Source organism: Flavobacterium sp. FlaQc-52, from assembly GCF_044007495.1.
GTDB lineage: Bacteria > Bacteroidota > Bacteroidia > Flavobacteriales > Flavobacteriaceae > Flavobacterium > Flavobacterium cupriresistens.
The window spans coordinates 46282-72306 of record NZ_JBIPCV010000003.1 but is presented as its reverse complement, the minus strand read 5'-3'; the positions used below and the strand labels follow the sequence as shown (position 1 = coordinate 72306).

Here is a 26025-nt window from a genome sequence, read left to right as displayed (position 1 = left end):
CTAATTATTTAGATTTTGTTAGTTAGTTTAAGAAAGAGTGCTAAAATTTGAAGCAATATAATTATCAAAAACTTTACAATAAAAGAGGTTTTACTCGTTTTATGTCTAAACAATATCATTGCCAGTAATAATCCGACTGAGCCGCCAATTAAGGCCATTGTAAACAATGTATTTTCGGAAATTCTGCTTTTATTTTTGATTGCCAGGTATTTATCATATCCAGCAATGAGAAAAGTGAGACTGTTTACAATTAAAAAATAGAGTAATAAAACTTTCATGGGACTAAAATTAGAAACAAAGATATTATTTTAGCCAAGTGAATGATCAATTTGTGGCTATCGTTTCAGGTTACAAATTATCTCATTTTATAATCAAGAAATTATTTCATTAAAGTATGACTAATATTCAATTCATTGCCAAGTCTGTTCAAACAGCAGCGATCAACATTCAAAACACGGTAAAATTATTAGACGAAGATTGTACAATTCCGTTTATCTCCCGTTACCGAAAAGATACTACGGGAAATCTGGATGAAGTAGTGATTGAACAAATTGCGAAGCTTCAGAAAGAGTATGATACGATTGTAAAACGCAAAGAAGCAGTTTTAAAATCTATCGAAGAACAAAAAGCGCTTACGCCGGAATTGAAGCAAAAAATTGAACAAAGTTTTGATTTACAGGAGATAGAAGATTTTTATCTGCCTTTTAAAAAGAAGAAAAAAACAAAAGCAGATGTGGCCCGTGAATTCGGTTTAGAACCGTTGGCCAAAATTATAATGTCGCAAAATGATGTTGACGTTGATTTTATTTCGACGCAATATCTTAATGATAACGTTATTAATGAAGAAGCTGCAATGCAAGGTGCGCGTGATATTGTTGCAGAGTGGATTAATGAGAATATTTATGTTCGTAAACAACTTAGAAGGTTATATCAGCGCAAAGCAACGATCGCTACAAAAGTGGTAAAAAAGAAGGAGGAAGATGAAAATGCCAAGAAATTCAGTCAGTATTTTGACTGGGACGAACCCTTAACCAAAGCGCCTTCACACCGATTATTAGCAATGCTTCGTGCAGAAAATGAAGGTTTTGTTAAAATGAAAATCGAAGTGGATCTTGATGAAGCCTATGATATAATAGACGAGATTGTGATCAAAAAACAAAATAGCACCACAGCACATTTACAATTGGCGATTGAAGACAGTTATAAACGGTTGTTAAATCCGGCAATTGGAAATGAAACCCTCCAGGAAGCCAAAGCCAAAGCCGATGCTAATTCTATTCAGGTTTTTGCCAATAATTTAGGACAGTTGTTACTAGCACCGCCTTTAGGTGAAAAAAGAATTCTGGCGATAGATCCGGGTTTTAGAAGTGGTTGTAAAGTAGTTTGTCTGGACGAACGAGGTGATTTGTTGTACAACGAAACCATTTACCCGCATGCCCCTCAAAATGAGGAAACCATGGCAATTAAGAAAATCCGTTCGATGGTAAATGCGTATCAGATTGATGCCATTTCAATCGGAAACGGAACGGCTTCAAGAGAAACAGAGTTTTTTATTAAAAAAATTGCGTTTGACAAACCGTTGCAGGTTTTTATTGTTTCTGAGGCAGGAGCATCAGTATATTCGGCTTCAAAAATTGCGCGTGAAGAATTTCCAAATTATGATGTTACTGTTCGTGGTTCGGTTTCTATCGGGCGAAGACTTTCTGATCCTTTGGCAGAATTGGTAAAAATCGACCCAAAAGCAATTGGAGTAGGACAATACCAACATGATGTTGACCAAACGAAACTTAAAGAAGAATTAGACAATACGGTAATTCGTTGTGTGAACTCGGTGGGGATCAATATCAATACGGCAAGTAAACATTTACTAAGCTATGTGAGTGGAATAGGAGAGAAGCTGGCCGAAAATATCGTGCAATACCGTTCAGAAAACGGCCCTTTCGAAGATAGAAAACAGTTAAAAAAAGTGCCTCGCTTAGGCGAGAAAGCGTATCAGCAGGGAGCGGCGTTTATCCGAATTTCGAATGCAAAAAATCCATTAGACAATTCAGCTGTGCATCCGGAAGCTTATCCGGTGGTAGAGAAAATGGCAAAAGATCTGAAACTTTCCGTAAACGACTTAATTGCCAACAAAGAGAAAACAGCCCTAATTAAGGCCGAAAACTATATTACACCTGAAATTGGTTTACTAACGTTAAAAGACATCATAAAAGAGCTTGAAAAGCCCGGATTAGACCCTAGAAAGTCTGCAAAGGTTTTTGAATTTGATGCCAATGTAAAATCAATCAAAGACGTTAGAACCGGAATGATTTTACCCGGAATTGTGAATAACATTACCAATTTTGGCTGTTTTGTTGATATCGGAATCAAAGAAAGCGGATTGGTTCACATTTCGCAGCTAAAAGCCGGCTTTGTGAGCGATGTAAACGAAGTGGTAAAACTGCATCAACATGTTGATGTGAAAGTAACAGAGGTTGATGAGGACAGAAAAAGGATTCAATTGACGATGGTACTTTAAAAAAATTCCAATATTGAAATTCCAAATTCCAAATTTATTGGAATTTTTGAGATAAAAAAAATCCCAAGACTACAGTGTAGCTTGGGATTTTTAATACGTTTAAAAAAACTATTGTTTTGTTTCTTCCTCTTCTTTTTTGGCAGCAGGAGCAGATTGATCGTCTTTGGCAGCATTTTTAAATTCCTTAATTCCGCTTCCTAAACCTTTCATTAATTCTGGAATTTTTTTACCTCCAAAAAGTAATATCACAATACCTACTATTACGAGGATTTCTGTAAGACCTAATCTTCCCATGATTGTATATTTAATGCCGAAGCAAATTTGTATCTAATTTTAGGCAAAGGTATATAGAATTAGCATACGGGAAATGATTTTGCTGGTAATTTTTTATCTTAATAGGCGTTAAATATTCCATAAAATAGTAATTTACGAACATTCCCTTAATTTTGGCAGGTATCAGAAAGATGATTAATTCTTATATTTGCTCGCAATAAATAACGATAATGGCCAGGAAGAAATTCAATTTCAGAAAAAAATTATTCATCAAAAACCGGTTAATTATTTTGAATGAAGATACTTTCGAAGAGCAGTTTTCGTTGAAACTGACCTTGATGAATGTGTTTGTTGTTTTCTCCTTAGGCGGTATTTTTTTGATTTTAATTACTACTTTCATCATTGCATTTACACCACTGCGCGAGTTTATTCCGGGATATTCTTCTTCTGAATTGAAACGAAATGCCACGGAGTTAGCCATAAAATCAGATTCTTTAGAAAGAGCCTTAAAGAAAAATGAGGCTTATATAAAAGGAGTTCAGAAAGTGCTGAGGGGTGAATTGGAGTATGCAAAATTCAATAAAGATTCCATTCTCGCAGAAACCGATGAAGCTGCTGAAGTAAATATGAAAGTTACAGAAGAAGAGCTTAAATTAAGGGAAGAAGTAAATAAAGCAGAGAAGGAGTCCAACGGAAAAATAGGAGATAAAAATAAAAAAGAGAAGAAATAATATCATAAAGGATGTCTATTAAAGCTGTAGCGGCAAAATTATTTGCCAGTAAAATATACTATCAAACATTTGCCTGGGCCAATAAACCGGTCGAAACCCAGCAAGAAGTTTTTAAGCAGTTAATTCAAAGTGCTAAAGAAACTCAGTTTGGCGTTGATCATCATTTTGATAAAATAAAGTCTGTTCACGATTTTAAGAAAAGAGTTCCAATTCGGGATTATGAAGATTTAAAACCGTACATTGATAAGGTTAGAATGGGCGAAAAGGACATATTGTGGAAAGGAAAGCCTCTTTATTTTGCAAAAACTTCGGGAACAACTTCCGGAGCAAAATACATTCCGTTGACCAAAGAATCAATGCCGTATCATATTGAAGCTTCCCGAAATGCGATTTTGCACTATATCTACGAAAGTGGAAATGCAGATTTTGTTGACGGAAAAATGATTTTTCTGCAAGGAAGCCCTATTTTAGTAGAGAAATACGGAATTAAATTTGGCAGATTATCTGGAATTGGAGCACATTTTGTACCGAAATATTTGCAAAAAAACCGAATGCCATCCTGGGAAACCAACTGCATCGAAGATTGGGATACCAAAGTAAATGCTATTGTTGAAGAAACAATTGAACAGGACATGACCATTATTTCGGGAATTCCATCTTGGGTTCAAATGTATTTTGAGCGTTTGCAGGAAAAAAGCGGTGGAAAAAAAATAGGGGAGTTATTCAAAAATTTTAATTTGTTTATTTACGGCGGAGTTAATTACGAACCGTATCGGGCCAAGTTTGAAAACATGATTGGCAGAAAAGTAGACAGCATTGAGTTGTTTCCGGCCTCTGAAGGTTTTTTTGCCTATCAGGATTCTCAAAAAATTAAAGGAATGCTTTTGTTACTGAACTCGGGAATTTTTTACGAGTTTATCAAAGCAGATGAATTCTTCGAAAATAACCCAAAAAGTTATACAGTTGGCGAAGTAGAAATTGGAGTAAACTATGCATTGATTATTTCTACAAATGCAGGACTTTGGCGATATAATATTGGAGATACCGTTCAGTTTACTACCTTGTTTCCGCATCGCGTGATTGTTTCAGGCCGAATCAAACATTATATTTCTGCTTTTGGAGAACATGTTATCGCCAACGAAGTAGAAAATGCAATGAAAGAGGCGACAGAAGGAACAAAAGTCGTAATTAACGAATTTACAGTTGCACCACAAATCATACCGTCAAGCGGATTACCTTATCACGAATGGTTTGTAGAGTTTGAAACAGAGCCGGAAAGTATGGAAGTCTTTGAAGAAGCAATTGATAACGCAATGCGCAAGCAAAACATTTATTACGATGATCTGATTACCGGGAATGTTTTGCGAAAAGTAGTGGTGACAAAAGTTTCGAAAAACGGATTTCAGGACTATATGAAATCACAGGGAAAATTAGGCGGACAAAATAAAATTCCACGACTATCAAATAATAGGGATATAGCGGATAATTTAAAATAGAAATACAGCTTATTATTTATAAGTTTGAAAATTAAATAAAATGAAAGAGACAAAACACATATCAAGATCAAGAGCACAGGAATCATCAGCAGCGATAGAAAAAATGTACATTACCATGCGTCATTTGTTCAACCGTGGTTTTTACAAACCAATGGGAGTCTCAGGGGATAGTTTACGTGAATCTTTATTGGCGCTTCGTCCGGAAATTTATGGAAACATTGCTGAAGAGAAAGTAGAGTTAAATGGACTTTTGTACGTAATAGAACGTCTTCCAATTGGAATTGAACAATGCCGATTTATTAATTTAACCTCAGATGAAGGGTATTCTAAATCTCATTTTCAAGCGATTGTTCCTCCAAAAAGAAGAAGAAACTGTTACCGTATTGATGAGGAGCAAATGAATGTTGAAATCACACGTGGTCGTTCAGATATTTACGATATACTTACGCATTTGACGTTTATTTTCATTGAATCACATAAAATAAAAAACAGAGTTTTACTGGATGATGGAGGCGAAGTTTCACGCGATTGGATGAAACTGGAGCAAGCCGTAATGCAAACCAAAAAATTATCTTTAATAGAAAAGGAAAAAGCAATCTCGCATGTTGCGAATATTTTAGGAAGAACTTTTGAAGAGGTTTTGGATATTTATGATGCTTTTGGTTCAGATGACGTTCCGGATCGCTTTTTACATGTTATTTATTGGTTAGGAAAACTAGCAATCGAAGAAGTAATTGACAACAATAAACGTACGATTACCTTTAGTCCGGTTTTACGAGAGCGTTTAGGACACCATATTCACGGAGAGATCTGGGCAACAAATATTAAGGAAGTTTTAAAAGCAAATAATCTGCTAAAGCGTCCAATACACGTTATTAGTGCCAACATGCACAGTGTAATGAATTCTATTTTTGCAACTCCGTTGTTGAAAACAAAATTCAAGGACAAATCTGATTTCTTTATTTATGAAGAGTTAAGTAAATCAGGTGCTAAAGAAACCAGAAAAGGAGTTGAAGACCTGGCATTGAAAAACGGAATGATTTCGTTATTGGATACCTCAGGAACCAATATTGACGTTCAGATTTTTGATACCGCAAAAATTGACTGGACAAAAACAGCTTTTCCAAAAGCAAAACTGGAGGAAGAAAAACCGGTAATCATTGTAATGGATTATGCTTTTGGAGAACAAGCGTATGAAACCATTGATGAACTTTTAAAACCGTTCAAAAAAGACACTTTATTAGAAGTAAAATCAGTGTCAATAATGGGGAAAGCTGGAATTTTAGAGGGTGGAAAAGGAGATATCATGATTCCGACTGCTCATATAAATGAAGGAACAGCGGATAATTATTTCTTCGAAAATGAATTAACAGGAGCCATGTTTGAAGGAAATGACATTGCCGTTTTTGAAGGTGCTATGGTAACTGTTTTAGGGACATCATTGCAGAACAGAGACTTGTTAAAATTCTTTCACGAATCGACCTGGGGAGTGATTGGTCTTGAAATGGAAGGTTCTTATTATCAAAAAGCAATACAATCGGCATCAAAAATCAGAAAAAGTGTGCCACACGATATCAAAGTAAGATATGCTTATTATGCATCAGATAATCCTTTAGAAACAGGAAGCACCTTAGCTTCAGGAGGTCTTGGAACGACTGGTGTAAAACCAACTTATTTGATCACGATTAAGATTTTAGAGCAAATTTTTAACATAAAATAGAACTTATAGATGAGTACAAAAGTACCTCAAAGCCAAGAAGATCAGGAAATTGATTTGTTGCAGATTTCTAAAAAAATCGGTGGCTTTTTTGAATCACTAAAAACTTCTATTTTTAATGGAATCCAGTTTTTTGTCAGAAACTGGATTATAGTTTTAGTATTAGTTGTGGCTGGTTTTAGTATTGGTTGGTATTTAGATTTTTCAAAAAAAATATACGATAATAGAATAATTGTAACTCCAAATTTTGGAAGTGTTGACTATTTGTACTCAAAAATTGATTTATTACAAGCTAAAATCGCTTCAGGAGATACTGTTTTTTTGAAAAATGTAGTTGGAATTTCAGACCCGAAAGCGATCAGAGAAATTGAAATTAAACCAGTAGCTGACGTTTATAAATTTATAGAAGACAAGGAACAAAACTTTGAACTTATAAAATTAATGGCTGAGGTTGGTGAGGTAAAAAAGGTTTTAGAAGATAATATTACAAGTAAAAATTATACTTTTCATACGATATCTTTTGTTTCAAATAAAACCATAGATGAAAAAGATGTCGTTACACCTTTATTAAAATATTTAAATAGCTCAGTGTATTTTTCTAAACTTCAAAAAATCGGATATAAAAATCTGGAGAAGCAAATTACTCAAAACGATACTATAATTGCTCAGATTAATGCTGTTTTGGATGGTTTTTCGAGTACGAGAAAAAACACTTCAAGAAATGATAAATTAGTGTATTATAATGAGAATACACAGTTGGATGATATTATAAAAACGAAGCAGTATTTGATTAACGAGCAAGGCAATAACAAGTTAAAATTAATCCGTTTTGATAAAACGGTTAAGGATGTAAATTCAACTTTAAATATAAACAGTATTAAAAAGATAAGTAGTATTAACAAGTTTACACTTCCTGTTGTCTTTATTCTTATTTTTATTTTTATTCATTTGTTTAGTAAGTTTTACAGAAACGAACTTCTAAAAAGTAAACAAACTCATTCTTAAAAAGAGCAGACCACTTGAAAGCAATTTATCTGAATCTCAATTGAAAGCCAAAGCTATTTTTGAAAGGATTTCTCAAAATTCATTTCTGAAACAAAGTTTTTTTACCTTGTTTTTGAGGGTTTCAGGAGCATTTCTTTTATTTGGGTTTACCGTATTTTTAACAAAGTTCTTTAGTGCAAAAACGGTCGGACAATATGATTTTGTGCGTACTTTTCTTTTGGTCGTTGGTAGTATTTGTTTGCTGGGTTTTGATCAGTCAATTCTGTATTTTAAAGGGAAATTGGCGAGTCAGAATGCTTTAGAAGAAGTAAAAGTAATATATGCTAAAATGATTGCGATGCTCTTTTTCACATCATTAGCAACATTAATTATTGTTCTGATTATTGATAAGGAAACTATAAACGATTACTTTTCAGATCCGGAAGTATATTCTATAATTTTAAAAGCATCAGTAACGTTGTTTTTTTATGGAATTTCGGTTTTAAATACAGAGATTTTCAGAGCATTAGATAAATTGTATGTTGCTGAATTATTTAGAAATATAATTAAGTATGTGCCATTAATTTTGGGATCGTTTGCTTTATTTTATTATAAAAAAGAAACGTATCTGGTAGATGTTTTTTTAATTGGTTTTGTTGTTTTATCAATTGTCAGCACTTTTTTTGTTTTTGTTTTTTTTAGCAAAATTAGTGCTATAAAAAGAACAGAAAACTTTTCAACTAAAGAAATTTTTGTAAAATCATATCCCATCGCAATTAGCGGAATGGCGCTATTTTTACTAATGAGTTTTGATATATTGTTTCTAAAAAAATATTGGAATGATGAAACTGTTGCTTTTTACTCCGTTGGAGTTAAAATAATGACCATTGTTTCCATCATTATTGTTACGGTAAATATTACCGTGTCGGCTAAAATTTCGGAGCATTTTTCGGGTCAGAACAAGGCAGAATTAGTCAGGATTTTAAAGAATAGTGCTCGCGCAATTTTTGGTATAACCTTTCCAGTGATCTTGATTCTTAGTTTTTTTTCAGAGCATATTTTGTCCTTTTTTGGGAATCAGTATATTGCAGCGAAACAAGCCTTTCTGATATTGATTATTGGTCAGGGAATTTGTTCTGCATTCGGTTCTGCGTCAGTATATTTGAACATGACGGGGAGACAGCAGATATTTCAAATTATTTTGCTTAGTGCGGTAATTTTAAATTTTGGTTTAAATCGCTATTTAATTCCAATTTACGGAATGAACGGAGCGGCCGTTGCTTTTGTTTCAAGTACTTTTTTCTGGAATTGCATTTCGGCTATAATTATTTATAGAAAGGATAAAGTAAATATTATTTTGCATTAAAATGAAAGAGTCAAGTATTTCAAATAAAACAGTTTTTTTTAGCATTATTGTTCCTGTTTACAATGTTGAGGATTATTTAGAGCAGTGCTTAGACAGTATTCTAAAGCAGAATTACTCTAATTTTGAACTTATTTTAGTGAATGATGGTTCAACAGACTCGTCATTAAAGATTTGTAAAAACTATCAGCAACAGTATCATCAGATTAGATTGATTGATAAAGAAAACAAAGGAGTATCTGAGGCCAGAAATGTTGGTTTAGCAGCTGCAAAAGGAGATTATATTCTTTTTATGGACAGTGATGATTATTGGACCGGGAACGATGCATTATTGAATTTGAATGCTTTAATCGAAGAATCAAATCCCGACCTAATATTACATGAAGAAAGTCGTTTTTTTTCGGATAAGGATGTAAACTGTAAATACAATCAAAAATTTTTAAAAAATCTAAAAGGAAGTTTTAAAGAAAACATATTAGATTTGGTTTATTACGATCTATACGCTGCCGCTCCCTGGGATAAAGTAGTCAGAAGATCAATTTTGATAGATAATCAGTTATTTTTTCCACCGGGAAGAAAAGGAGAAGATATAGAATGGAGCGGGAAACTAATGTATTTTATTGATACATTCAGTGTTTATTCTAAATCATTCTACATATACCGTCAGGCTAGAAAAGGTTCATCAACTACCTCGGTAACAGAAAAAAATGTAAATGATTTATACATTATTGTTAAACATGGTCTACAGGAAGCAAGAGTGAGTTCGGTAGCATTAAATCAGGCTATAGAGAATTATTGGGCTTGCAGTTATGTCGTAATTTTAAAAGACTTTTATGTGTCGTCTTCCAAAATACAAAGACAGATGTGGAGTGATTTGGTTTCCTGGAAATATTTATTGCAAAGAGGACGGAATTTAAAAGTAGATAAAGTTATGGGGTTTTATAAGTATTTACCTTTTAGAGGATTGATATTTTTTCTAAACGGTTACCGAATAAAGACGGCTTTATCAAAACAATATAGAGCATCAAAATAAATCTATTTTATTATGCAATTTTTAATTAAAAGAAGTACAGCAGCGTTTTTGCTTATTGCGATGGCTAATTTAGTTGTTGCTTTTGCCACTTTTTTTGTTTTGCCACCTAAATTCTTTTATGATTCTGCGATAATTATTTATGATAAATTAAACGAGGTGGGATATATTGGGAGCTATCCGCTTACGATTTTGTTTTATAAGGTTACCGGATTACGGCATTTGCCTTTTCCTTTAATAGCTCTTTTACAATTTCCTATTTTAATGTATGTTTTATATAAAATAGGGATTCCCGAAGGCTTTGAAAAACTAAATGTAAAGAATGTTTTAGCCTACTTGGGTATTTTTATGATTGCTATTTTTATAGCAATGCCATCAAAAGAGTTTCTTACCTATTTGTTTATCACTCCAATTGTTTTTATGTGCGCAAATAAGCGGTTTTCTTTCCGAAAAACTGTTGTTCTGTCCGTTTTAATGTTGGTTGTTTTTGGAGCCTTCTACAGACCTTATTTTGCCTTAATTCCTATAATTGCCGGAGGGATGTATCTAATAAGTTGTATCAATTTTAAAAATAAAACGATGACCGTTATTTTTTATGGCCTGCTAATCGCCTTTTTTTTGTCCCTAAGCAGTGGGATTTTAAAAGGACAGTACTTTTCTGAAATGAGCCGTGAATTGGTTAACAAAACCCGTATGAATTCAGCAGATGCAAATTCATTAATCTTATCACCTGTCAAACCGGATACATGGTATGGAGAAATGATCGCAATTTTTTATGGTTTTTTTACAGTAAATGTCCCGGTAAATGGATTAAAGCACATACTTTCACCGCAAATTGTGGTATTCATTATATGGCAGCTTTTATTGTTTTACATTTTATTGGTTCGTTTTTCTAAGTGTTTGAGAAACAGAAATGAATATCAGTTTGAACTTTTTATATTATTAGTTTTGTTTTCTTTTTTTATTCTTCAAGGCGTTTTTGAACCTGATTTAGGTTCAGCAATTAGACATAAAACGGGTATTTTTCCATTAATTTATTTTGCGTTGTATTATGAACATTTCAGAAAAAAAATTCAATAATATAGTTCATCTTTTTTTGTGTTTAATAGCAATTGCCATGATTTTTAGAAAACCATGTTCGTTGTTAATTATTCTGTTTGCGGTATTTAATCTGCTTTTTTTTAAAAAACTAAAGTATACCAAAACATCTTTGATACTAATGGCCTGTATTGCTTCACCCGTTTTATTGGAATTACTGTTTTTTTGGAATAATGATTCCTTTGCAAAAGGATTAAAAGCAATTGAAAAAAGCACTTCTTTAGTAATTTTCCCTTTGTTTATTATAGGAAACTACCAGCGTGTTCATTTTTTTAAATTAACGAAGATTTATGTAGTGGCAACGACTTTAATTTTGTTGTTTTTCTTTATCAGATTTAATATTATTTTCCCCGAATTAATGAATAAATACCTAAACGGAGTTCATTTATGGGAAATGGGATATGAATTTTCTAAAACAATTGGAATTCATGCGCCGGCACTAAATATGCACCTGGCTTTTGTATCTGTTTGTGCTTTGTACTTTGTTTTTTCCAGTTTTAGAGATCAGGAGACTCTAAAATTAAAGATCGCAGCCGTACTGCTGTTTTTACTGTCGTTTTTCTTCGTGCTTTTTGTTAATACCAGAATGGCATTACTGAATGTATTTGTTGGGTTTTTAATTGTTTTATTTTTGGAAATTAGAGACAAAGTCAATTTAAAAAAACTGATTTTGGTAAGCGGAGTTCTTTTTGCGGTATTAGGCGTAATCTTATTTTTATTTGTTCAAAAAGATGCTTACATGAAAGAAAAATATTCAGCGGTTACATTTGCACATATGGATAAAGTTGGAAAATTGGACGAAATTGATCATCCCGAAGTCAAGGTTTTCAATTCGCTTGTGACCCGAGTTTCTATCTGGAAATCTGCTTGGGAATTAGCGAAAAAAAATCTTCCCTTTGGTGTTGGCGCTTCTGATGGCAAACCGGAATTAGTTAAGTATTATAAACAAACAAATCAGCACTTTTTAGCAAAGTATGAGTTTCCGACACACAATCAGTTTCTGGATTTTTTATTAAAATTTGGAATCTTAGGGCCGTTAGTAGTAACACTCTATATTTTTACTATTGCTTATTTGGGATATGATCTGAAAAACGCCATAATACTTTCATTTTTTCTAATCTTTTTCACTTCAAACTTAACGGATGATTTTTTACTTCGTTTTGATGGAATAGCTTTCAGCGGATTTTGGATTTCTATTTTTGGAAGCTATTGGTTGCAGGATAAATTAAGCATTGTAAATCGATAACAATTCTTGAAAGTTTTTGTCTTTATCGAATAAGTTGTTGCATCTTATAAATGAATTTTCTCCAAAAAGAGTTCTGTTCTTTGGATCTTTTAGAACCTCAAAATACGAGTTTAATTCAGCGATTTCATCAAAGAGGAACCCCGTTTCATTATGATAAACAATATCTTTATTTCCAATTATTTTGGTAGCAATAATTGGTTTTTTTAGAGCCATTGCCTCTAGAACAGCCAAGGGCAGGCCTTCCCAAATAGAAGTTTGTAAGTAAATATCAACTGCGTTTAATTCCTTCAAGACTTCATTTCGGTCCAATAACCAGCCGGTAATTCTTATGTTTGGAGCTGTAAGTGAAAAATTTAAATCACCGTCTCCTATCCAGACAAAATTAAAATCAGGAAAGCGCAATGCGATGAGATTAAATAAGTCAGGGTTTTTTTGAAAAGAAATGCGTCCGACAATACCAATTGTTAGTTTTGCATTTTGAAGAGGTGCTAAATGTTGTTGAATTTCGGAAATAGCAATACCATTTCGAACGAGTAAGGAATTACCTGTTTTTTTTGCGATCTCATATTCTGTATCTCCGCAGGCAATAGTAATTCCGCCAAATAATTGCTGAATTCTCTTTTCAATTTGCCAGTATAATTTCTTTTTTATGTCTGAGATATCAGTCCTCAGAAAAGAATACCCGTGCGGTGTATAGAATACTTTCTTTTTTCTAAACAGGAAAAAGTAAGCTATTCTGCCCAATACTCCGGCTTTAGAAGAATGAAGGTGAATTACATCAGGATTAATTCTTTTAAGCTCCTTCCATAATTTAAAAGCTGATTTTAAATCCTCAATAGGTGAAAATTCCCGAACCATATTAATCTCAATCAGATCGACCCCATTTGAAAAATCGGTTTTTATTTTCTTAGGGTCAATTTCTTTTCGATTTCCGCTATAAATAATTGTTGTGTAAATACTTCTGCTTTGCTTCTCTTCTCCAAAAAACGTAGAAAGATCTCTGAAATAAGTATAAACCCCACCACCTAAAGCCTCAATAACATGTACAACTTTCAAAATAGTTATATTTTTTAAGCGTAAAAATAGGTTAAACAGAATAAAAATGGATAGTAAAAAAGCTAAAGTTCTCTCATTGATATAATTTAAATTGTAACGTTAAAAAGGAAGGTTTTAGATGGTTGTTGTACTAAACATATTTGATTAATTGTATGAAGACGTTGTAAATGGAGTCAAATTAATTTTAGACAGTTTTTCAGAGAAGTCTTTATAATTTTCAGATATATTACATTTTCGATGTATGTATAATGAATGTGGGTTATAAGGAATCGATTGAAATTTGTCTTTTTGTAATGACTAAATAATAGAAAGATGTATTCAATCGATTTAATCCAAACCTATATAAAAAATCGTTTGTAAAGCGAATGGGAACATGCGAAAATTGGATTAAAATTGCATCATAAAATTATTATGGAATAAAATTTAATCGAGCTCTAAATGATTTCAAATAATATTTTTAAAAAGCAGAAAAGGTAAGTTATTTTTGTAGTTTTTTTCGTATTATTGAAAATTATTAAATAACTAACATTTTTTGCTATGAAACATTTATTATTTGCGTTACTAGTTACAAATTTGACTTTTGGGCAAATTTACACACAACAAGGAGCCATAAATTCAACTACAACACCGACATTAGGTAATGTTGGAATAGGTATCAATAATCCAGCTGCAAAACTTCAAGTTGATGGAGATATTTCAAGTACCGGAATTAATCAAAAGATTGGATTTAATACAACGGATAAATTAACCACTCCGACAGGTACTATTGCGCATTATGGAATGTCTATATCTAGAAATGCTGCAAATGAACCAATAGTATCTCATTCGGGTTATTTTGGGGTTAATTTTTTTACTAATGGACTAGAAAGAATAAAAATTGATATAGGTGGGAATGTCGGTATAGGTTCAATTAGGCCAGATGAAAAACTTACAGTGAAAGGAAAGATTCATGCAGAGGAAGTTAGAGTAGATTTACAAGTTCCCGCCGATTACGTTTTTCAAAGATATTACACAGGGAAATCTGATTTGAAATCGGATTACGTGATGCCGACTTTAGTTGAAATAGAAAAATTTACTAAAGAGAATAATCATTTGCCTAATGTTCCTTCTGCTCAAGAAATCAAAGAGAAAGGATTGCAATTGGGAGAAATGAGTAATGTGCTATTGCAAAAAATAGAAGAATTAACGCTTTATATTATAGAACAAAATAAAAGAATTGAAGTACTAGAAGCAAAAGTAAATGCCAAGTAATTATTATAAATATGGATCTTTCATAAGATTTGTATTTAAAGCAATCGGTGTGTTTACTTTCTTAATTGGTTTTACTGTTGCTGCCCAAACAGAAACGAGCAATTTATGTAAACAAATTTACGGTAAATGGGAAACATATTATATAGAACTTCCTTTTGCAATGGAGCCACCCAATAAAAACGAAATATGGGTTTTTAGTGAGGATGGAACTGTTACGATAAATGGTAAAAAAAGTACTTTTAAATTAGAGGAGGAGTGCTCCATATTATTTATTGACAGTACTAAGAGGTCTTTCTCCATGCTGTTACTTAAGGATACTTTGGTGCTGAAAAAAAGAATTATGGTTCACGAATCGTATGTTTTACGTTTTAAAAAATTAGTTAAAAATGATTAAAAAAATAACTCTTATTGTTTTTATTTTCACAGGTACATTTTGTTATGCTCAAGAGTGTTTATCGGACCACTATTTAAAAAGAATTAAAAGTAAAAATTCGGGATTAGAAAATAGAATTAAGAAAGTCATATCCACGTTCAATAGTAATGAAAAAAACTTAACGAATAAACAACTGAGCGCTCAGGAAATAATAGGTGAAGAAATAGTAGTAGTTCCTATTGTTTTTAACGTTATTCATAATGGAGAAGCTATAGGAACAGGGAGAAATATAGGACAAAACAAAATAGATGAATTAGTCACTATAGTAAATGAAGCCTATAGTGGGAAGTATGGTGGCGTTGATACCAAAATTAGATTTTGTTTAGCAAAGCAAAATGTACTTGGACAAGTAACAACTGGCGTTAATCGTTTTGTGGGTAATGCTTCGTATGATCTGTATGATATTAATACAGGCTTTAGTTTAAATACGGACGATCAAATAAAAAAGAATATATCTGCTGGTTTTCCAAACAATCTATTTTTAAATATTTGGATAGCGGATTTGAAACACAATGGTTTCAATACGTTACGTGGATATTCCAGTTTTCCATTTTTTTTAGAAGATAATCCATTAACTGTTGACGAGGATGAGAGTATCTTTAATGGTCTAGACGGTATTGTTTTAGATTATCTCCAAGTTGGAATTAACACTGTAAATCCACCTGATAACACGTCTTCTAATGGAACTGCAGTTGTACATGAAATAGGCCATTGGCTGGGACTTTTTCATATTTTTCAAGATGATGATACAATAGAATGTAATGAAACTTCTTGTGAAAATCAGGGAGATATGATTTGTGATACCGAAAGTGTTCGTGAGTCAGGTATCACAAATGTCGTAGCATCAGGAAACTGTTTAGGAAATAATTGCAATGGACAAACTACTACTGTGGTTCAGAATTTTATGGATTATCAATCTGGAGCAAGATTATATTGCAGAACAAAATTCACAGCAGGTCAGAAAAAGAGAATGAGAGATATAATTTCTTTTTATCGATCTTCATTTTATAATCAAGGTACTTCCTTTGATCTTACAGCATGTAAATCTACGTCTTTAGGTGGTGGAAGTAGTGGTACTCCGTGCAGTTTGGACCAAAACCTTCCGGTACAAAGATTGCCTAGGCCCAACATATATCAGGATTTTACACATGTTATTAATCCAAGTATAAAATTTGGTGAAAGATTTGAAGTAAATGATAAATGGTTGGTAACAGTATACGACACAAATGGTTATTACGAGACAGGGACACCCAAACCACCAACTATGTTAGTTAATAAAGTGGTTATATATAAGAGAGAAGGTTGTAAATATGCCTTACATCAAATGATAGATTTGGAATTAAGTAATTTGCAACTGAGAACAGATTTTGGTCTACTTTTGAATGGTGATGAAATAATAGTAACTTCAAGTATACTTGATGAAGTTTATATTTATCGTTTAAATGAATCTAGTGACATGTGGAGCCTTGTTCAGCAGATCAAAAATAATTCGTCGGATAGTGAAGTAGGAAATAGTGTTTATACAATTGGTAAATTTTTATTTATTTTAGAGAGGAGTACTACTTCAGACAACATTTTTAGAGTCTACTATAAAAACAATGTTGGAACTTATGTTTTTCATCAAAATATTGCAATACAAGGATTTAGTTTGCCTACTTTGGGGAAATTTTTGCAATCAGGTAATTTTATCAAAAAAAATGTAGATTTTAATTCAGACACTTTTACAGGATCTTATGATCCACCTGAAATTTTAGTTTCAAGAACTTTCGGAGTAGGTCTTGTTTTACTGGAGCTAGGTAATAACAATATGTGGAGTCTTGCCAGTACAATACAGCCTGTAGGAATGTCAAGCGCAGAACGAACACTGGATATCGAATTATCTAAAGATTTTATTTATATACTCACGAGTGCTCATACGGAGGGGACACCGAACGAGGATGTACTTTATTTCTATTCATATAGAGTTACCGACAGATCGGGTAGTAATTTTCCATTTCAAAATATTTATACCAGACAGGCAATAGTCTATAATCCCGGCCAAATATATTCAGACACTAAAATGCAATTGTTTAATGATCAATTTTTGCTTATCGATAATATAAAGTATATTTCCCCGACTCTATTTTATAATTTAAATTACGGATCGGGTAATTTTCCCAATTGGGAAAAAAGAACAACAAAGATAATTGGGTGTTCGAATCCATCTAGTACTTCAGATGATTTTGAAGTATTTGGTAACTTGTTGTATTATGGAAATTCAGAATATACAATAAACGTTTACAACATGTCTGATATTCTGAAAAGAGAAGGTTTTGATCAGACTTTTATCGATAATTCAGATTTTTATAATAAAAAGATAAACATTATACCTGATAATCATTCAACATCTGCTCAAAAAATAACAATAGGAGAATCCGGTAAAGTAGAGTTTAATTATGTCGAAAAAGAATTCATCGCAAACAATAGTATTGTATTAAAACCGGGTACAACATTAGCAAGAGGTTCAACGGTCAATTTAAAAATCACAGATATTTATGGCCTTTGTAATTCAATTGTAACTTCAAAAAAGAGTACTGACCAATTAGATTTGAACGATGATCATTTAAATGTAACAGAATCTGAGAATAGTATTAAACCAGTTGGTAGAGTCTCTCTTTCACCAAATCCTAATAATGGTGTTTTTACAATATATTCCGGAGCAGCTGGAGGAAAACAAATTGATTGTGTGATTTATGATAGCACAGGCAAGGAAATATTTTCTGAGAGTACAGATAAATCGATATTTAGTGTAAACTTACCATATTTACCAGCAGGTGTTTATTTAATTAAGCTTACAGGCGATAATTACAAAGAAACAATCAAGTTCATAAAACAATAAAATATTCTTTTTTTTAAAGATTGATAAAACTGTCCAAATTAATTTAGACAGTTTTTTTTTAGAATAGTTTTTATAATTTTCAAATAAGTTACATTTGCGATGTATAAATAATTACTATGAAAAGAATACTTATCACCGGGGCAGCAGGATTTTTAGGATCGCATTTGTGCGATCGATTCATCAAAGAAGGCTATTATGTTATTGGAATGGATAATCTGATTACGGGAGATCTTAAAAATATTGAGCATTTATTCAAATTAGAACATTTCGAATTTTACCATCACGATATTACCAAATTTGTTCACATTCCGGGTGATTTAGATTATATACTACATTTTGCTTCACCGGCGAGCCCTATTGACTACTTAAAAATTCCGATTCAGACTTTAAAAGTAGGTTCGTTAGGAACACATAATTTGTTAGGTTTAGCCCGAGTAAAAAAAGCCAGGATTCTGATTGCATCAACTTCAGAAGTTTACGGAGATCCGTTGGTTCACCCTCAGACAGAAGAATATTACGGAAACGTAAATACAATCGGGCCACGTGGTGTTTATGACGAGGCGAAACGTTTTCAGGAGTCGATCACTATGGCATATCATACTTTCCATGGTGTAGAAACCAGAATTGTGCGTATTTTTAATACCTATGGACCAAGAATGCGACTCAATGACGGTCGTGTAATTCCTGCATTTATTGGACAGGCACTTCGTGGAGAAGATTTGACGATTTTTGGCGATGGAATGCAAACACGTTCGTTTTGTTATGTGGATGATCAGGTAGAAGGTATTTTCAGATTATTGCATTCTGATTATGTGTATCCTGTAAATATTGGAAATCCGGATGAAATCACAATTAAAGATTTTGCAGAAGAAATCATTAAATTGACAGGAACCAATCAAAAGGTAGTCTACCATCCATTACCAATAAATGATCCCTTACAACGTCAACCAGACACCACAATAGCAAAAGAACTATTGGGCTGGGAAGCAAAAGTAAATCGTTCGGAAGGAATGAAAATTACGTATGATTATTTCAGATCCCTTTCTCCGGAAGAACTTTCTAAAGAAGAACACAAAGATTTCTCGAGTTATATAAAATAATGCACTTCATACAGTCCGGATTTCTTAATTGAATTCGGACTGATTTTTTTTAAATTAAAAAATATAAATTCCGATAGTCGTCTTCAAATGAATGAATTAGTATCGATTATAATACCCACCTATAATACTGAAAAGTTCATCAGAGCAACTTTAGAATCAGTCCAGAATCAAAGTTATCAAAACTGGGAAGCAATTTTGGTTGATGATGCTTCAACGGATCAAACGGTTGCTATTATTGCGGAATTTGCTCGAAACGACAACAGAGTAAAATTTTTTCAGTTAGCGAAGAACTCCGGAAATGGTTTTGCGAGAAATGTAGCCTTAGAAAAAGCAACAGGAAAATATATTGCCTATCTCGATGCCGATGATTTATGGTTTCCGGAAAAGCTGGAAAAACAAATCCGGTTTTTAAAAGCAAACAATTTGCCTTTTACCTTTTCATTTTATGATTGCATAGACGAAGAAGGTAACCATTTAAACAGAAGAGTAGAAGCACCATTAAAGCTAACATATAAGCAACTATTTTACTGCAATTATGTAGGCAATTTAACGGCAATTTACGATACCGCTTATTTTGGAAAAATTGCCTTGCCAGCCTCTCAGAAAAGACAGGATTGGCGTTTATGGCTGACGATTTTAAAACAAATCAAAGCGACGAAACCTATACCGGAACCTTTGGCTTTTTATAGAATTAGAAAGGATTCTATTTCATCTTCAAAATTCAAATTGATTAAACACAATTTTGGCGTTTACAGAGGATTTCACGGTTATAACTTTGTATTTTCTCTTTTGTTGATGACAAGATTTTTATTTACGCAGTTGGTTATAAAACCACGATATATAAAGAATAAATAGAGTAAGATCGGAGGTTGTAATTTGTAGCCTTAAAGAATATTATTTTTTATAACCAATTTTAATTCTTTCACTTTCGTTTTCCTTTTTCTCCGTTAATTCATCTAAGTAACTAAAAACCAATTCTATATTTTTATCGTGATTTTCTAATTTCTTTTGAATTTGGAGAATATCAATTTTCATTTCTGTGGTACCTAAAAGCAATTCTCTCACTTTTGTAAAAATGCGCATAATTTGAATATTGGTCTGAATTGCTTTATCGCTTTTCAAAACGCTTGAAAGCATTAAAATTCCGTGTTCTGTAAATGCCATTGGAGCATAACGTAAACCCATCTTATCAGAATTGGAGGTCACAAATTGTGACCTCCAATTTTTAAACTCTGATTCATTAAGTTCGAACATAAAATCTTCTGGAAATCGAGATAAATTTCTTTTAACAGCTTGTTTTAAAACCTTTGTTTCAACACCATAGAGCATCGCAAGATCACGATCAAGCATTATTTTTTGATTGCGAATAAAGTATATTTTGTTAGAAATTGTTTCTTCCGGAAGTAAAGATAGATCGTCCATAAGTTTTTAATTGAAAAACAAATGTAAGATTTTATTTATAAATAAGAATTAAACTGTTTTAGTTTTCCACGGTTCGTTCTTTCTAAAACCGTCTTTCGAATAAAACGGAAATTTAAATTAGGTTCTAAATACAGAGAAATTGCCTCCTCTATTTTTTGAATCTGATGGGTATCTAATTCATGTTCACTGATATATTCAATTTCGAACGTATCTAATTGGATTTGTTTGATGATAAACTCTTTTACATTACCATCGTCTTCAATTATGCTTTTGGTGACATAATAAAACGTCAATCCGGGGGATTTTTTCCCGCTTGGCAGGATAGCAACATCATTGGTTCTGCCAACCAGTTTTTTGAGAATCGGTTTTTGAAGCGTACTTTTTTCATCTAAAATTCCAATGTCGCCAATGTCGTATCTTATAAATGGATTTGCTTTGTTAAATAAAGAAGTAATCACAATTCGACCTTCTTTTCCATAAGGTAAAACCTGATTATGTTCATCCAAAATTTCAATAAAAAGCGTTTCGGAGTTTAATTGCCATTCGCCTTTTGGATTTTCAAAAGCAATCAAATCCAGTTCCGAAGCCCCGTATTCATTGATAATCGGAATTCCGAATTGCTTTTCTAATAGTTTTTTATCCGATTCAAAAAGCATTTCCGAAGTCACAAAACAGGCTTTTAGTGTTGGGCAAATGTCTTTTAAAACACTATTTTTTTTCTCTAATAATTTAGCAAACAAAACAATAGAACTGGTGTAGCCGTTGAGGTAATCGAATTTTTTTGTTTTGAATTTCTGTAGAAATCTTTCCAAAACTTCATCCGATAAATCAAAAACAGGAAATCGGAACCGGTTCCCTAAATAATCTTTAAAGCGCTCTTTTTGATAGCCAACGAAGTCCATTGGAATTCCGTAAAATCGCGCCTGATAAGAGTGATTAAAATCGATTCCGAACCAGCCAAAACGCATACTATTGGAAGCCCAGGTCAAGGCATGAGTATATTTATCTTTAGCAAAAACAAAAGGCGTCCCGCTGGATCCGGACGTTTTGTTGCGATAGACATTTTTTAAAGTATAGCCTTTTGAAAGTCTATGTTCGAGTGGCTTTTGCAAATTTTGCTTATTCAGAACGGGTAAATCTTCCCATTTTTGAACAATTTTGTTTCCAACTAATTCGTTATAAAATGGATTGTTTTGCAAGTGAAAACCAACAATATCATCTTTTTGTTTTTGAAGAAATTGTAAAAACTCCTTTTCAGAAAGACGAGTGATTGCATCTAAATGAGCCTTTGCTTTCTTTATCGGAAAACCATTTAATTGAAGCGAAAGATCAAAAAGAGAAATCATTTGAAGACTGAATTTTCATCAAAAATAATATTATCCAATTACTAACAGTGATGAATCAACAACTTTTTAAGATTTAATTATTTTTTACGTTCAAAAGCAATTATTTTTGCACCACAACTAAATACAACAACACATGACAATTTTACTATTGGGATCAGGCGGAAGAGAGCATGCATTTGCATGGAAAATGATTCAAAGTCCGCTTTGCGAAAAACTTTTTGTTGCACCGGGAAATGCCGGAACTGCCGGTATTGCCACAAATGTTGCAATGTCTCCAACCGATTTTGATGCTATAAAAACATTTGTACTACAGGAAAAAGTAGGTATGGTAGTCGTTGGACCTGAAGATCCGTTGGTAAAAGGTATTTACGATTTTTTCAAAAATGACGAAAGTTTAAAGCATATTCCGGTTATTGGACCATCTAAATTAGGGGCACAATTAGAAGGAAGTAAAGAATTCGCTAAAGAATTCTTAATGAAACATAACATTCCAACTGCAGCTTACGACAGTTTTACGGCTGAAACAGTTGAAAAAGGATGTGACTTTTTAGAAACATTACAACCGCCATACGTTTTAAAAGCAGATGGTTTAGCTGCCGGAAAAGGAGTTTTGATTATTCAGGATTTAGAAGAAGCTAAAACTGAATTGAGAAACATGCTGGTTCATCAAAAATTTGGTGCGGCAAGTTCAAAAGTAGTTATAGAAGAATTTTTAGACGGAATTGAATTAAGCTGTTTTGTTTTAACTGACGGGAAAAGCTATAAAATTTTGCCAACAGCTAAAGATTACAAACGAATTGGAGAAGGTGATACAGGATTAAATACAGGCGGAATGGGAGCTGTTTCTCCGGTTCCTTATGTAGATGCGGTTTTGATGGAAAAAATCGAAACACGTATCGTTAAACCAACAATTGAAGGTTTTCAGAAAGATGGAATCGAATACAAAGGATTTGTATTTATTGGTTTGATCAATGTGAAAAACGAACCAATCGTTATTGAATACAACGTGAGAATGGGTGATCCGGAAACAGAAGTTGTAGTACCAAGATTAAAATCTGATTTAGTTGAACTGTTCTTGTCCGTAGCAGATCAGAAATTAGATTCTTTTGAATTAGAGGTTGATCCAAGAAGTGCCACAACAATTATGGTGGTTTCAGGCGGATATCCGGAAGATTTCGAGAAAGGAAAAGTAATTACCGGTTTAGAAAATATTACTGATTCTATTGTTTTCCACGCGGGAACTAAATTAGAAGATGGAGCAGTTTTGAGTAACGGAGGTCGTGTATTGACGATTACTTCTTACGGAGATGATTTCCAACAAGCCATAAAAAAATCTTACCAAAACATAGATAAACTAAATTTTGATAAGATGTATTTTAGAAAAGATATCGGCTTCGACTTACTTTAAGAAAGAGTGAGCCGTAGTATCTTGATTTTCTGTTCCTGCAGCGTCAAAAATGCGTAATTGTTTAATCCAATATACGATTGCTGCAGAACAAATAATCATAAATATCCAGTTAATTGTGTTTGCACCAAACCAAGTAATTAGCTCTAAACGACGTAAAAAGTCAAGTGGAGCAAATAAAATGTTAACGAATAAGTATTGTATTCCTTCAAAAAAAGCTGTCATAATTTATAAAATTATATGTTATTTATTGTTTTGTAACGCATTGAAAACAAAATTCAATTGATCGAATCTTTTTCAACTTGTTGGTTTTCCTTTTAAACAAGTATTATATTTACAGTCACAAAAGTATAAAATATCCTTATGATAACAAGTGTTTTTAAAAAATCTACGCCATTAAATTATTCATTGGTCGTAATTTTAATACTGGTTTTCTTTTTTCTTTTTCAAATTCAGGAACCATCCTGGATCAGTTCCCCGTTTTTGGCATTTCAAAAAATAAGTCTTTTGTGTTTTATTTTTGCTTCTTTTTTCCTGATTAATTTTATCGTAAAGAAGAACGGACTCAGTAAAGACAACGGTTATTCGATATTTTTCTACTTATTATTCTTATTGTTTTTCCCCACAATATTTAATGATTCGAATGTAATATATGCGAACTTTTTTATTCTGTTAGCCCTTAGAAGGTTAATCTCACTGCAATCTCTGAAGGCTTCAAAAGAAAAAATATTTGACGCTTCTTTTTGGATTTTAGTAGCTTCTTTATTTCAATTTTGGTGTATTCTTTTCCTGATATTGGTTTTTATATCGATTATTTTTCACGTTTCACGTGATTATAGAAATTGGGTATTGCCTTTTATAGCACTTTTGGCTGTTAGCGTGATTTTTTTATTAATCTCTTTGGTCTTTCATATCGATGCCATTCAGTTTTTTGAAAAACGTGCTGTAGTTGATTTCAGTATTGATTATTTTAAGAACAATTACGAAAACGCTGCACTTTCAATCTACACTGCGGTAGCCTTGTTTTTTGTGTTTTCGATGTTAACAACCTTTTCAAACAGGCCACAAATTGTGCATTCATCATACAAAAAAGTAGTAGCCTGTTTTTTTATAGCGGTTATCGTTTTTATTGTTTCACCAAACAAAAGCAATGATTTATTGTTGTTTAGTATTGCGCCTTTAACCATTATGGCATCAGGACATGTAGAATATATACAGCAAAAGTTAAATAACGAAATTGTTTTTTACGCGCTCATTGCCTGTAGTTTATTTACATTTTTGTCCCAATTATAATTTACTGCCATAAGCAAGATCACCGGCATCACCAAGACCCGGAATAATGTAATTTTTTTCGTTTAATTTCTCGTCCAGCGAAGCAACCCATAAGTGGCAATTTTCGGGAAGATTCTTTTCCAGATACTGTATGCCTTCCGGAGCAGCAATCACGACTACAATATGAATTTCGTTTGGAGTTGCGTTCTGTACTAATTTTTCATGAACAGCAACGATAGATTGACCTGTGGCCAACATCGGGTCAAGAAGCAAAACCGTTTTATTGTTTATGTTTGAAAGCGCCTGATATTCAACTAAAATTTCAAAAGCATCATCATTATTCGGATGATGTCTGCAAGCAGAAACAAAACTATTTTCTGCATGATCAAAATAATTTAAAAACCCATTGTGCAGGGGTAATCCAGCTCTTAAAATTGAACATAAAACCAGATCTTCGCTTATTTCAGTTGTTTTTTTAATCCCAAGCGGAGTCTGAATTTCGACACTTTTATAAGCCAAAGTTTTACTCAGTTCATAGGCCATAATTTCACCAATTCGCTCTATGTTTCTTCGAAAACGCATACTGTCGTTCTGAACATTTATATTTCGAATTTGACCTAAAAAATGGTTTAAAACACTGTTATCTTCCGATATATAATGAATTTTCATAAGGAGTTTTTAGAATTGTTAGGATATAACCTTTATTAATGACGAAAAAGTAAAGTTTTTTTTCGAACTATAAAAGTATAAAAAGTATCTTTGTCTCTCTAAAAAATAAAGACATGTTTTCAAAATTAGCATATTCGGTTTTCGAACAAAGCATCAAAGATTATCACGAGTTTGATAATGTTGATCAACCTATAAACAATCCGTTTCCAAAAGATAAATTTGAACATTTATTATACTTAAAAAACTGGATTGACACTGTTCAATGGCATTTTGAAGATATTATTCGTGATCCGCAAATTGACCCGGTAGCAGCATTAACATTAAAAAGAAGAATTGATGCTTCTAACCAGGAACGTACCGATATGGTAGAATATATCGACAGTTACTTTTTGCAAAAATACAGCGAAGTAAAAGTAAAAGACGGTGCGAAAATCAACTCTGAAAGTCCGGCTTGGGCATTTGACAGATTGTCTATTTTGGCATTAAAAATTTATCATATGCATGAAGAAGCTACTCGTGCAGAGGCTTCACAAGAGCACAGAGATAAGTGTCAGGAAAAATTAAATATTCTTTTAGAACAAAGAAGTGATTTATCTACAGCCATCGATGATTTGCTGACAGATATCGAAAATGGAGATAAATTCATGAAAGTGTACAAACAAATGAAAATGTACAACGACGATGATTTGAATCCGGTTTTATACCAAAACAAAAAATAGTTTGACAGCAAAATTGTC

Annotated in this window: 24 protein-coding genes; 17 read left to right on the top strand and 7 right to left on the bottom strand. The window is 32.7% G+C overall.

Annotation, left to right across the window (positions count from 1 at the left end):
• Positions 1-8: 8 nt before the first annotated feature.
• Positions 9-278: a DUF1294 domain-containing protein gene (locus tag ACHRV5_RS07015; protein ID WP_395426250.1), complete on the bottom strand. Its 270-nt coding sequence runs from the start codon at positions 276-278 to the stop codon at positions 9-11.
• 116 nt (positions 279-394) lie between these two features.
• Between ACHRV5_RS07015 and ACHRV5_RS07010 the strand changes: the two genes are divergently transcribed.
• Positions 395-2518 (top strand): Tex family protein, encoded by a 2124-nt coding sequence (locus ACHRV5_RS07010; protein ID WP_395426249.1) that lies wholly within the window; start codon positions 395-397, stop codon positions 2516-2518.
• A 108-nt stretch (positions 2519-2626) separates the two neighbouring features.
• On the opposite strand, the gene ACHRV5_RS07005 is transcribed toward ACHRV5_RS07010, so the two are convergent.
• Positions 2627-2812, bottom strand: coding sequence for a twin-arginine translocase TatA/TatE family subunit (locus ACHRV5_RS07005; protein ID WP_047774603.1), 186 nt, complete (start codon positions 2810-2812; stop codon positions 2627-2629).
• Between the two features lie 209 nt (positions 2813-3021).
• On the opposite strand from ACHRV5_RS07005, the gene ACHRV5_RS07000 reads away from it, so the two are divergent.
• Genes ACHRV5_RS07000 through ACHRV5_RS06965 form a run of 8 tightly spaced genes read left to right on the top strand, consistent with a single transcriptional unit; the run spans position 3022 to position 12456 of the window.
• Entirely contained in the window at positions 3022-3522 is a 501-nt protein-coding gene (locus ACHRV5_RS07000) for a hypothetical protein (RefSeq protein ID WP_047774604.1), read from the top strand.
• Between the two features lie 11 nt (positions 3523-3533).
• Positions 3534-5018, top strand: a complete 1485-nt coding sequence (locus tag ACHRV5_RS06995; RefSeq protein ID WP_230004071.1) for a GH3 auxin-responsive promoter family protein — start codon at positions 3534-3536, stop codon at positions 5016-5018.
• A 40-nt stretch (positions 5019-5058) separates the two neighbouring features.
• Positions 5059-6738: a DUF6909 family protein gene (locus ACHRV5_RS06990; protein ID WP_047774606.1), complete on the top strand. Its 1680-nt coding sequence runs from the start codon at positions 5059-5061 to the stop codon at positions 6736-6738.
• A gap of 9 nt (positions 6739-6747) precedes the next feature.
• Positions 6748-7740, top strand: coding sequence for a hypothetical protein (locus ACHRV5_RS06985; protein ID WP_395426248.1), 993 nt, complete (start codon positions 6748-6750; stop codon positions 7738-7740).
• Between the two features lie 40 nt (positions 7741-7780).
• Positions 7781-9085, top strand: a complete 1305-nt coding sequence (locus tag ACHRV5_RS06980) for an oligosaccharide flippase family protein (protein ID WP_395426247.1) — start codon at positions 7781-7783, stop codon at positions 9083-9085.
• A 1-nt stretch (position 9086) separates the two neighbouring features.
• Complete coding sequence (locus tag ACHRV5_RS06975) at positions 9087-10115, top strand: glycosyltransferase family 2 protein (RefSeq protein ID WP_395426246.1); 1029 nt, start codon at positions 9087-9089, stop codon at positions 10113-10115.
• Positions 10116-10127: 12 nt separating this feature from the next.
• Positions 10128-11192: a hypothetical protein gene (locus tag ACHRV5_RS06970; RefSeq protein ID WP_395426245.1), complete on the top strand. Its 1065-nt coding sequence runs from the start codon at positions 10128-10130 to the stop codon at positions 11190-11192.
• 37 nt (positions 11193-11229) lie between these two features.
• Positions 11230-12456, top strand: coding sequence for an O-antigen ligase family protein (locus tag ACHRV5_RS06965; RefSeq protein WP_395426244.1), 1227 nt, complete (start codon positions 11230-11232; stop codon positions 12454-12456).
• On the opposite strand, the gene ACHRV5_RS06960 is transcribed toward ACHRV5_RS06965, so the two are convergent.
• Positions 12436-13512: a glycosyltransferase gene (locus ACHRV5_RS06960; protein WP_395426242.1), complete on the bottom strand. Its 1077-nt coding sequence runs from the start codon at positions 13510-13512 to the stop codon at positions 12436-12438. The genes ACHRV5_RS06965 and ACHRV5_RS06960 overlap by 21 nt on opposite strands.
• 537 nt (positions 13513-14049) lie before the next feature.
• Between ACHRV5_RS06960 and ACHRV5_RS06955 the strand changes: the two genes are divergently transcribed.
• The 5 genes from ACHRV5_RS06955 (at position 14050) to ACHRV5_RS06935 (ending at position 20029) form a co-directional block, all read left to right on the top strand.
• Positions 14050-14763 (top strand): hypothetical protein, encoded by a 714-nt coding sequence (locus ACHRV5_RS06955; protein WP_395426240.1) that lies wholly within the window; start codon positions 14050-14052, stop codon positions 14761-14763.
• Positions 14753-15157, top strand: a complete 405-nt coding sequence (locus ACHRV5_RS06950) for a hypothetical protein (RefSeq protein WP_395426239.1) — start codon at positions 14753-14755, stop codon at positions 15155-15157. The genes ACHRV5_RS06955 and ACHRV5_RS06950 overlap by 11 nt, the downstream gene beginning before the upstream one ends.
• Positions 15150-18074 (top strand): zinc-dependent metalloprotease, encoded by a 2925-nt coding sequence (locus ACHRV5_RS06945; protein ID WP_395426238.1) that lies wholly within the window; start codon positions 15150-15152, stop codon positions 18072-18074. Before ACHRV5_RS06950 ends, ACHRV5_RS06945 begins: the two co-directional genes overlap by 8 nt.
• A 116-nt stretch (positions 18075-18190) precedes the next feature.
• On the top strand, positions 18191-19174 hold the full coding sequence (locus ACHRV5_RS06940; protein ID WP_395426237.1) for a UDP-glucuronic acid decarboxylase family protein: 984 nt from the start codon (positions 18191-18193) through the stop codon (positions 19172-19174).
• 87 nt (positions 19175-19261) lie between these two features.
• Positions 19262-20029, top strand: a complete 768-nt coding sequence (locus tag ACHRV5_RS06935; protein WP_395426236.1) for a glycosyltransferase family 2 protein — start codon at positions 19262-19264, stop codon at positions 20027-20029.
• 39 nt (positions 20030-20068) lie between these two features.
• On the opposite strand, the gene ACHRV5_RS06930 is transcribed toward ACHRV5_RS06935, so the two are convergent.
• On the bottom strand, positions 20069-20596 hold the full coding sequence (locus ACHRV5_RS06930; RefSeq protein ID WP_230004093.1) for an ORF6N domain-containing protein: 528 nt from the start codon (positions 20594-20596) through the stop codon (positions 20069-20071).
• A 35-nt stretch (positions 20597-20631) separates the two neighbouring features.
• The gene (locus ACHRV5_RS06925; protein WP_395426235.1) at positions 20632-21942 is read right to left on the bottom strand and encodes a phenylacetate--CoA ligase family protein; all 1311 of its coding nucleotides are present in this window, start codon (positions 21940-21942) and stop codon (positions 20632-20634) included.
• A gap of 133 nt (positions 21943-22075) precedes the next feature.
• Here ACHRV5_RS06925 and purD point away from each other — a divergent pair, with 133 nt between their 5' ends.
• Positions 22076-23350: a phosphoribosylamine--glycine ligase gene (purD, locus tag ACHRV5_RS06920; RefSeq protein WP_395426234.1), complete on the top strand. Its 1275-nt coding sequence runs from the start codon at positions 22076-22078 to the stop codon at positions 23348-23350.
• Here the strand turns inward: purD and ACHRV5_RS06915 are convergent.
• Positions 23342-23572, bottom strand: a complete 231-nt coding sequence (locus tag ACHRV5_RS06915; RefSeq protein WP_047774628.1) for a hypothetical protein — start codon at positions 23570-23572, stop codon at positions 23342-23344. The genes purD and ACHRV5_RS06915 overlap by 9 nt on opposite strands.
• Positions 23573-23710: 138 nt before the next feature.
• On the opposite strand from ACHRV5_RS06915, the gene ACHRV5_RS06910 reads away from it, so the two are divergent.
• Positions 23711-24640 carry a DUF6427 family protein gene (locus ACHRV5_RS06910; RefSeq protein ID WP_047774630.1) on the top strand — a complete coding sequence of 310 codons (930 nt, stop codon included), beginning with the start codon at positions 23711-23713 and terminating at the stop codon, positions 24638-24640.
• On the opposite strand, the gene upp is transcribed toward ACHRV5_RS06910, so the two are convergent.
• Positions 24635-25288, bottom strand: a complete 654-nt coding sequence (gene upp / locus ACHRV5_RS06905) for a uracil phosphoribosyltransferase (RefSeq protein WP_047774631.1) — start codon at positions 25286-25288, stop codon at positions 24635-24637. The genes ACHRV5_RS06910 and upp overlap by 6 nt on opposite strands.
• A 113-nt stretch (positions 25289-25401) precedes the next feature.
• On the opposite strand from upp, the gene ACHRV5_RS06900 reads away from it, so the two are divergent.
• Positions 25402-26007, top strand: coding sequence for a DUF4254 domain-containing protein (locus tag ACHRV5_RS06900; RefSeq protein WP_395426233.1), 606 nt, complete (start codon positions 25402-25404; stop codon positions 26005-26007).
• Positions 26008-26025: the final 18 nt, after the last annotated feature.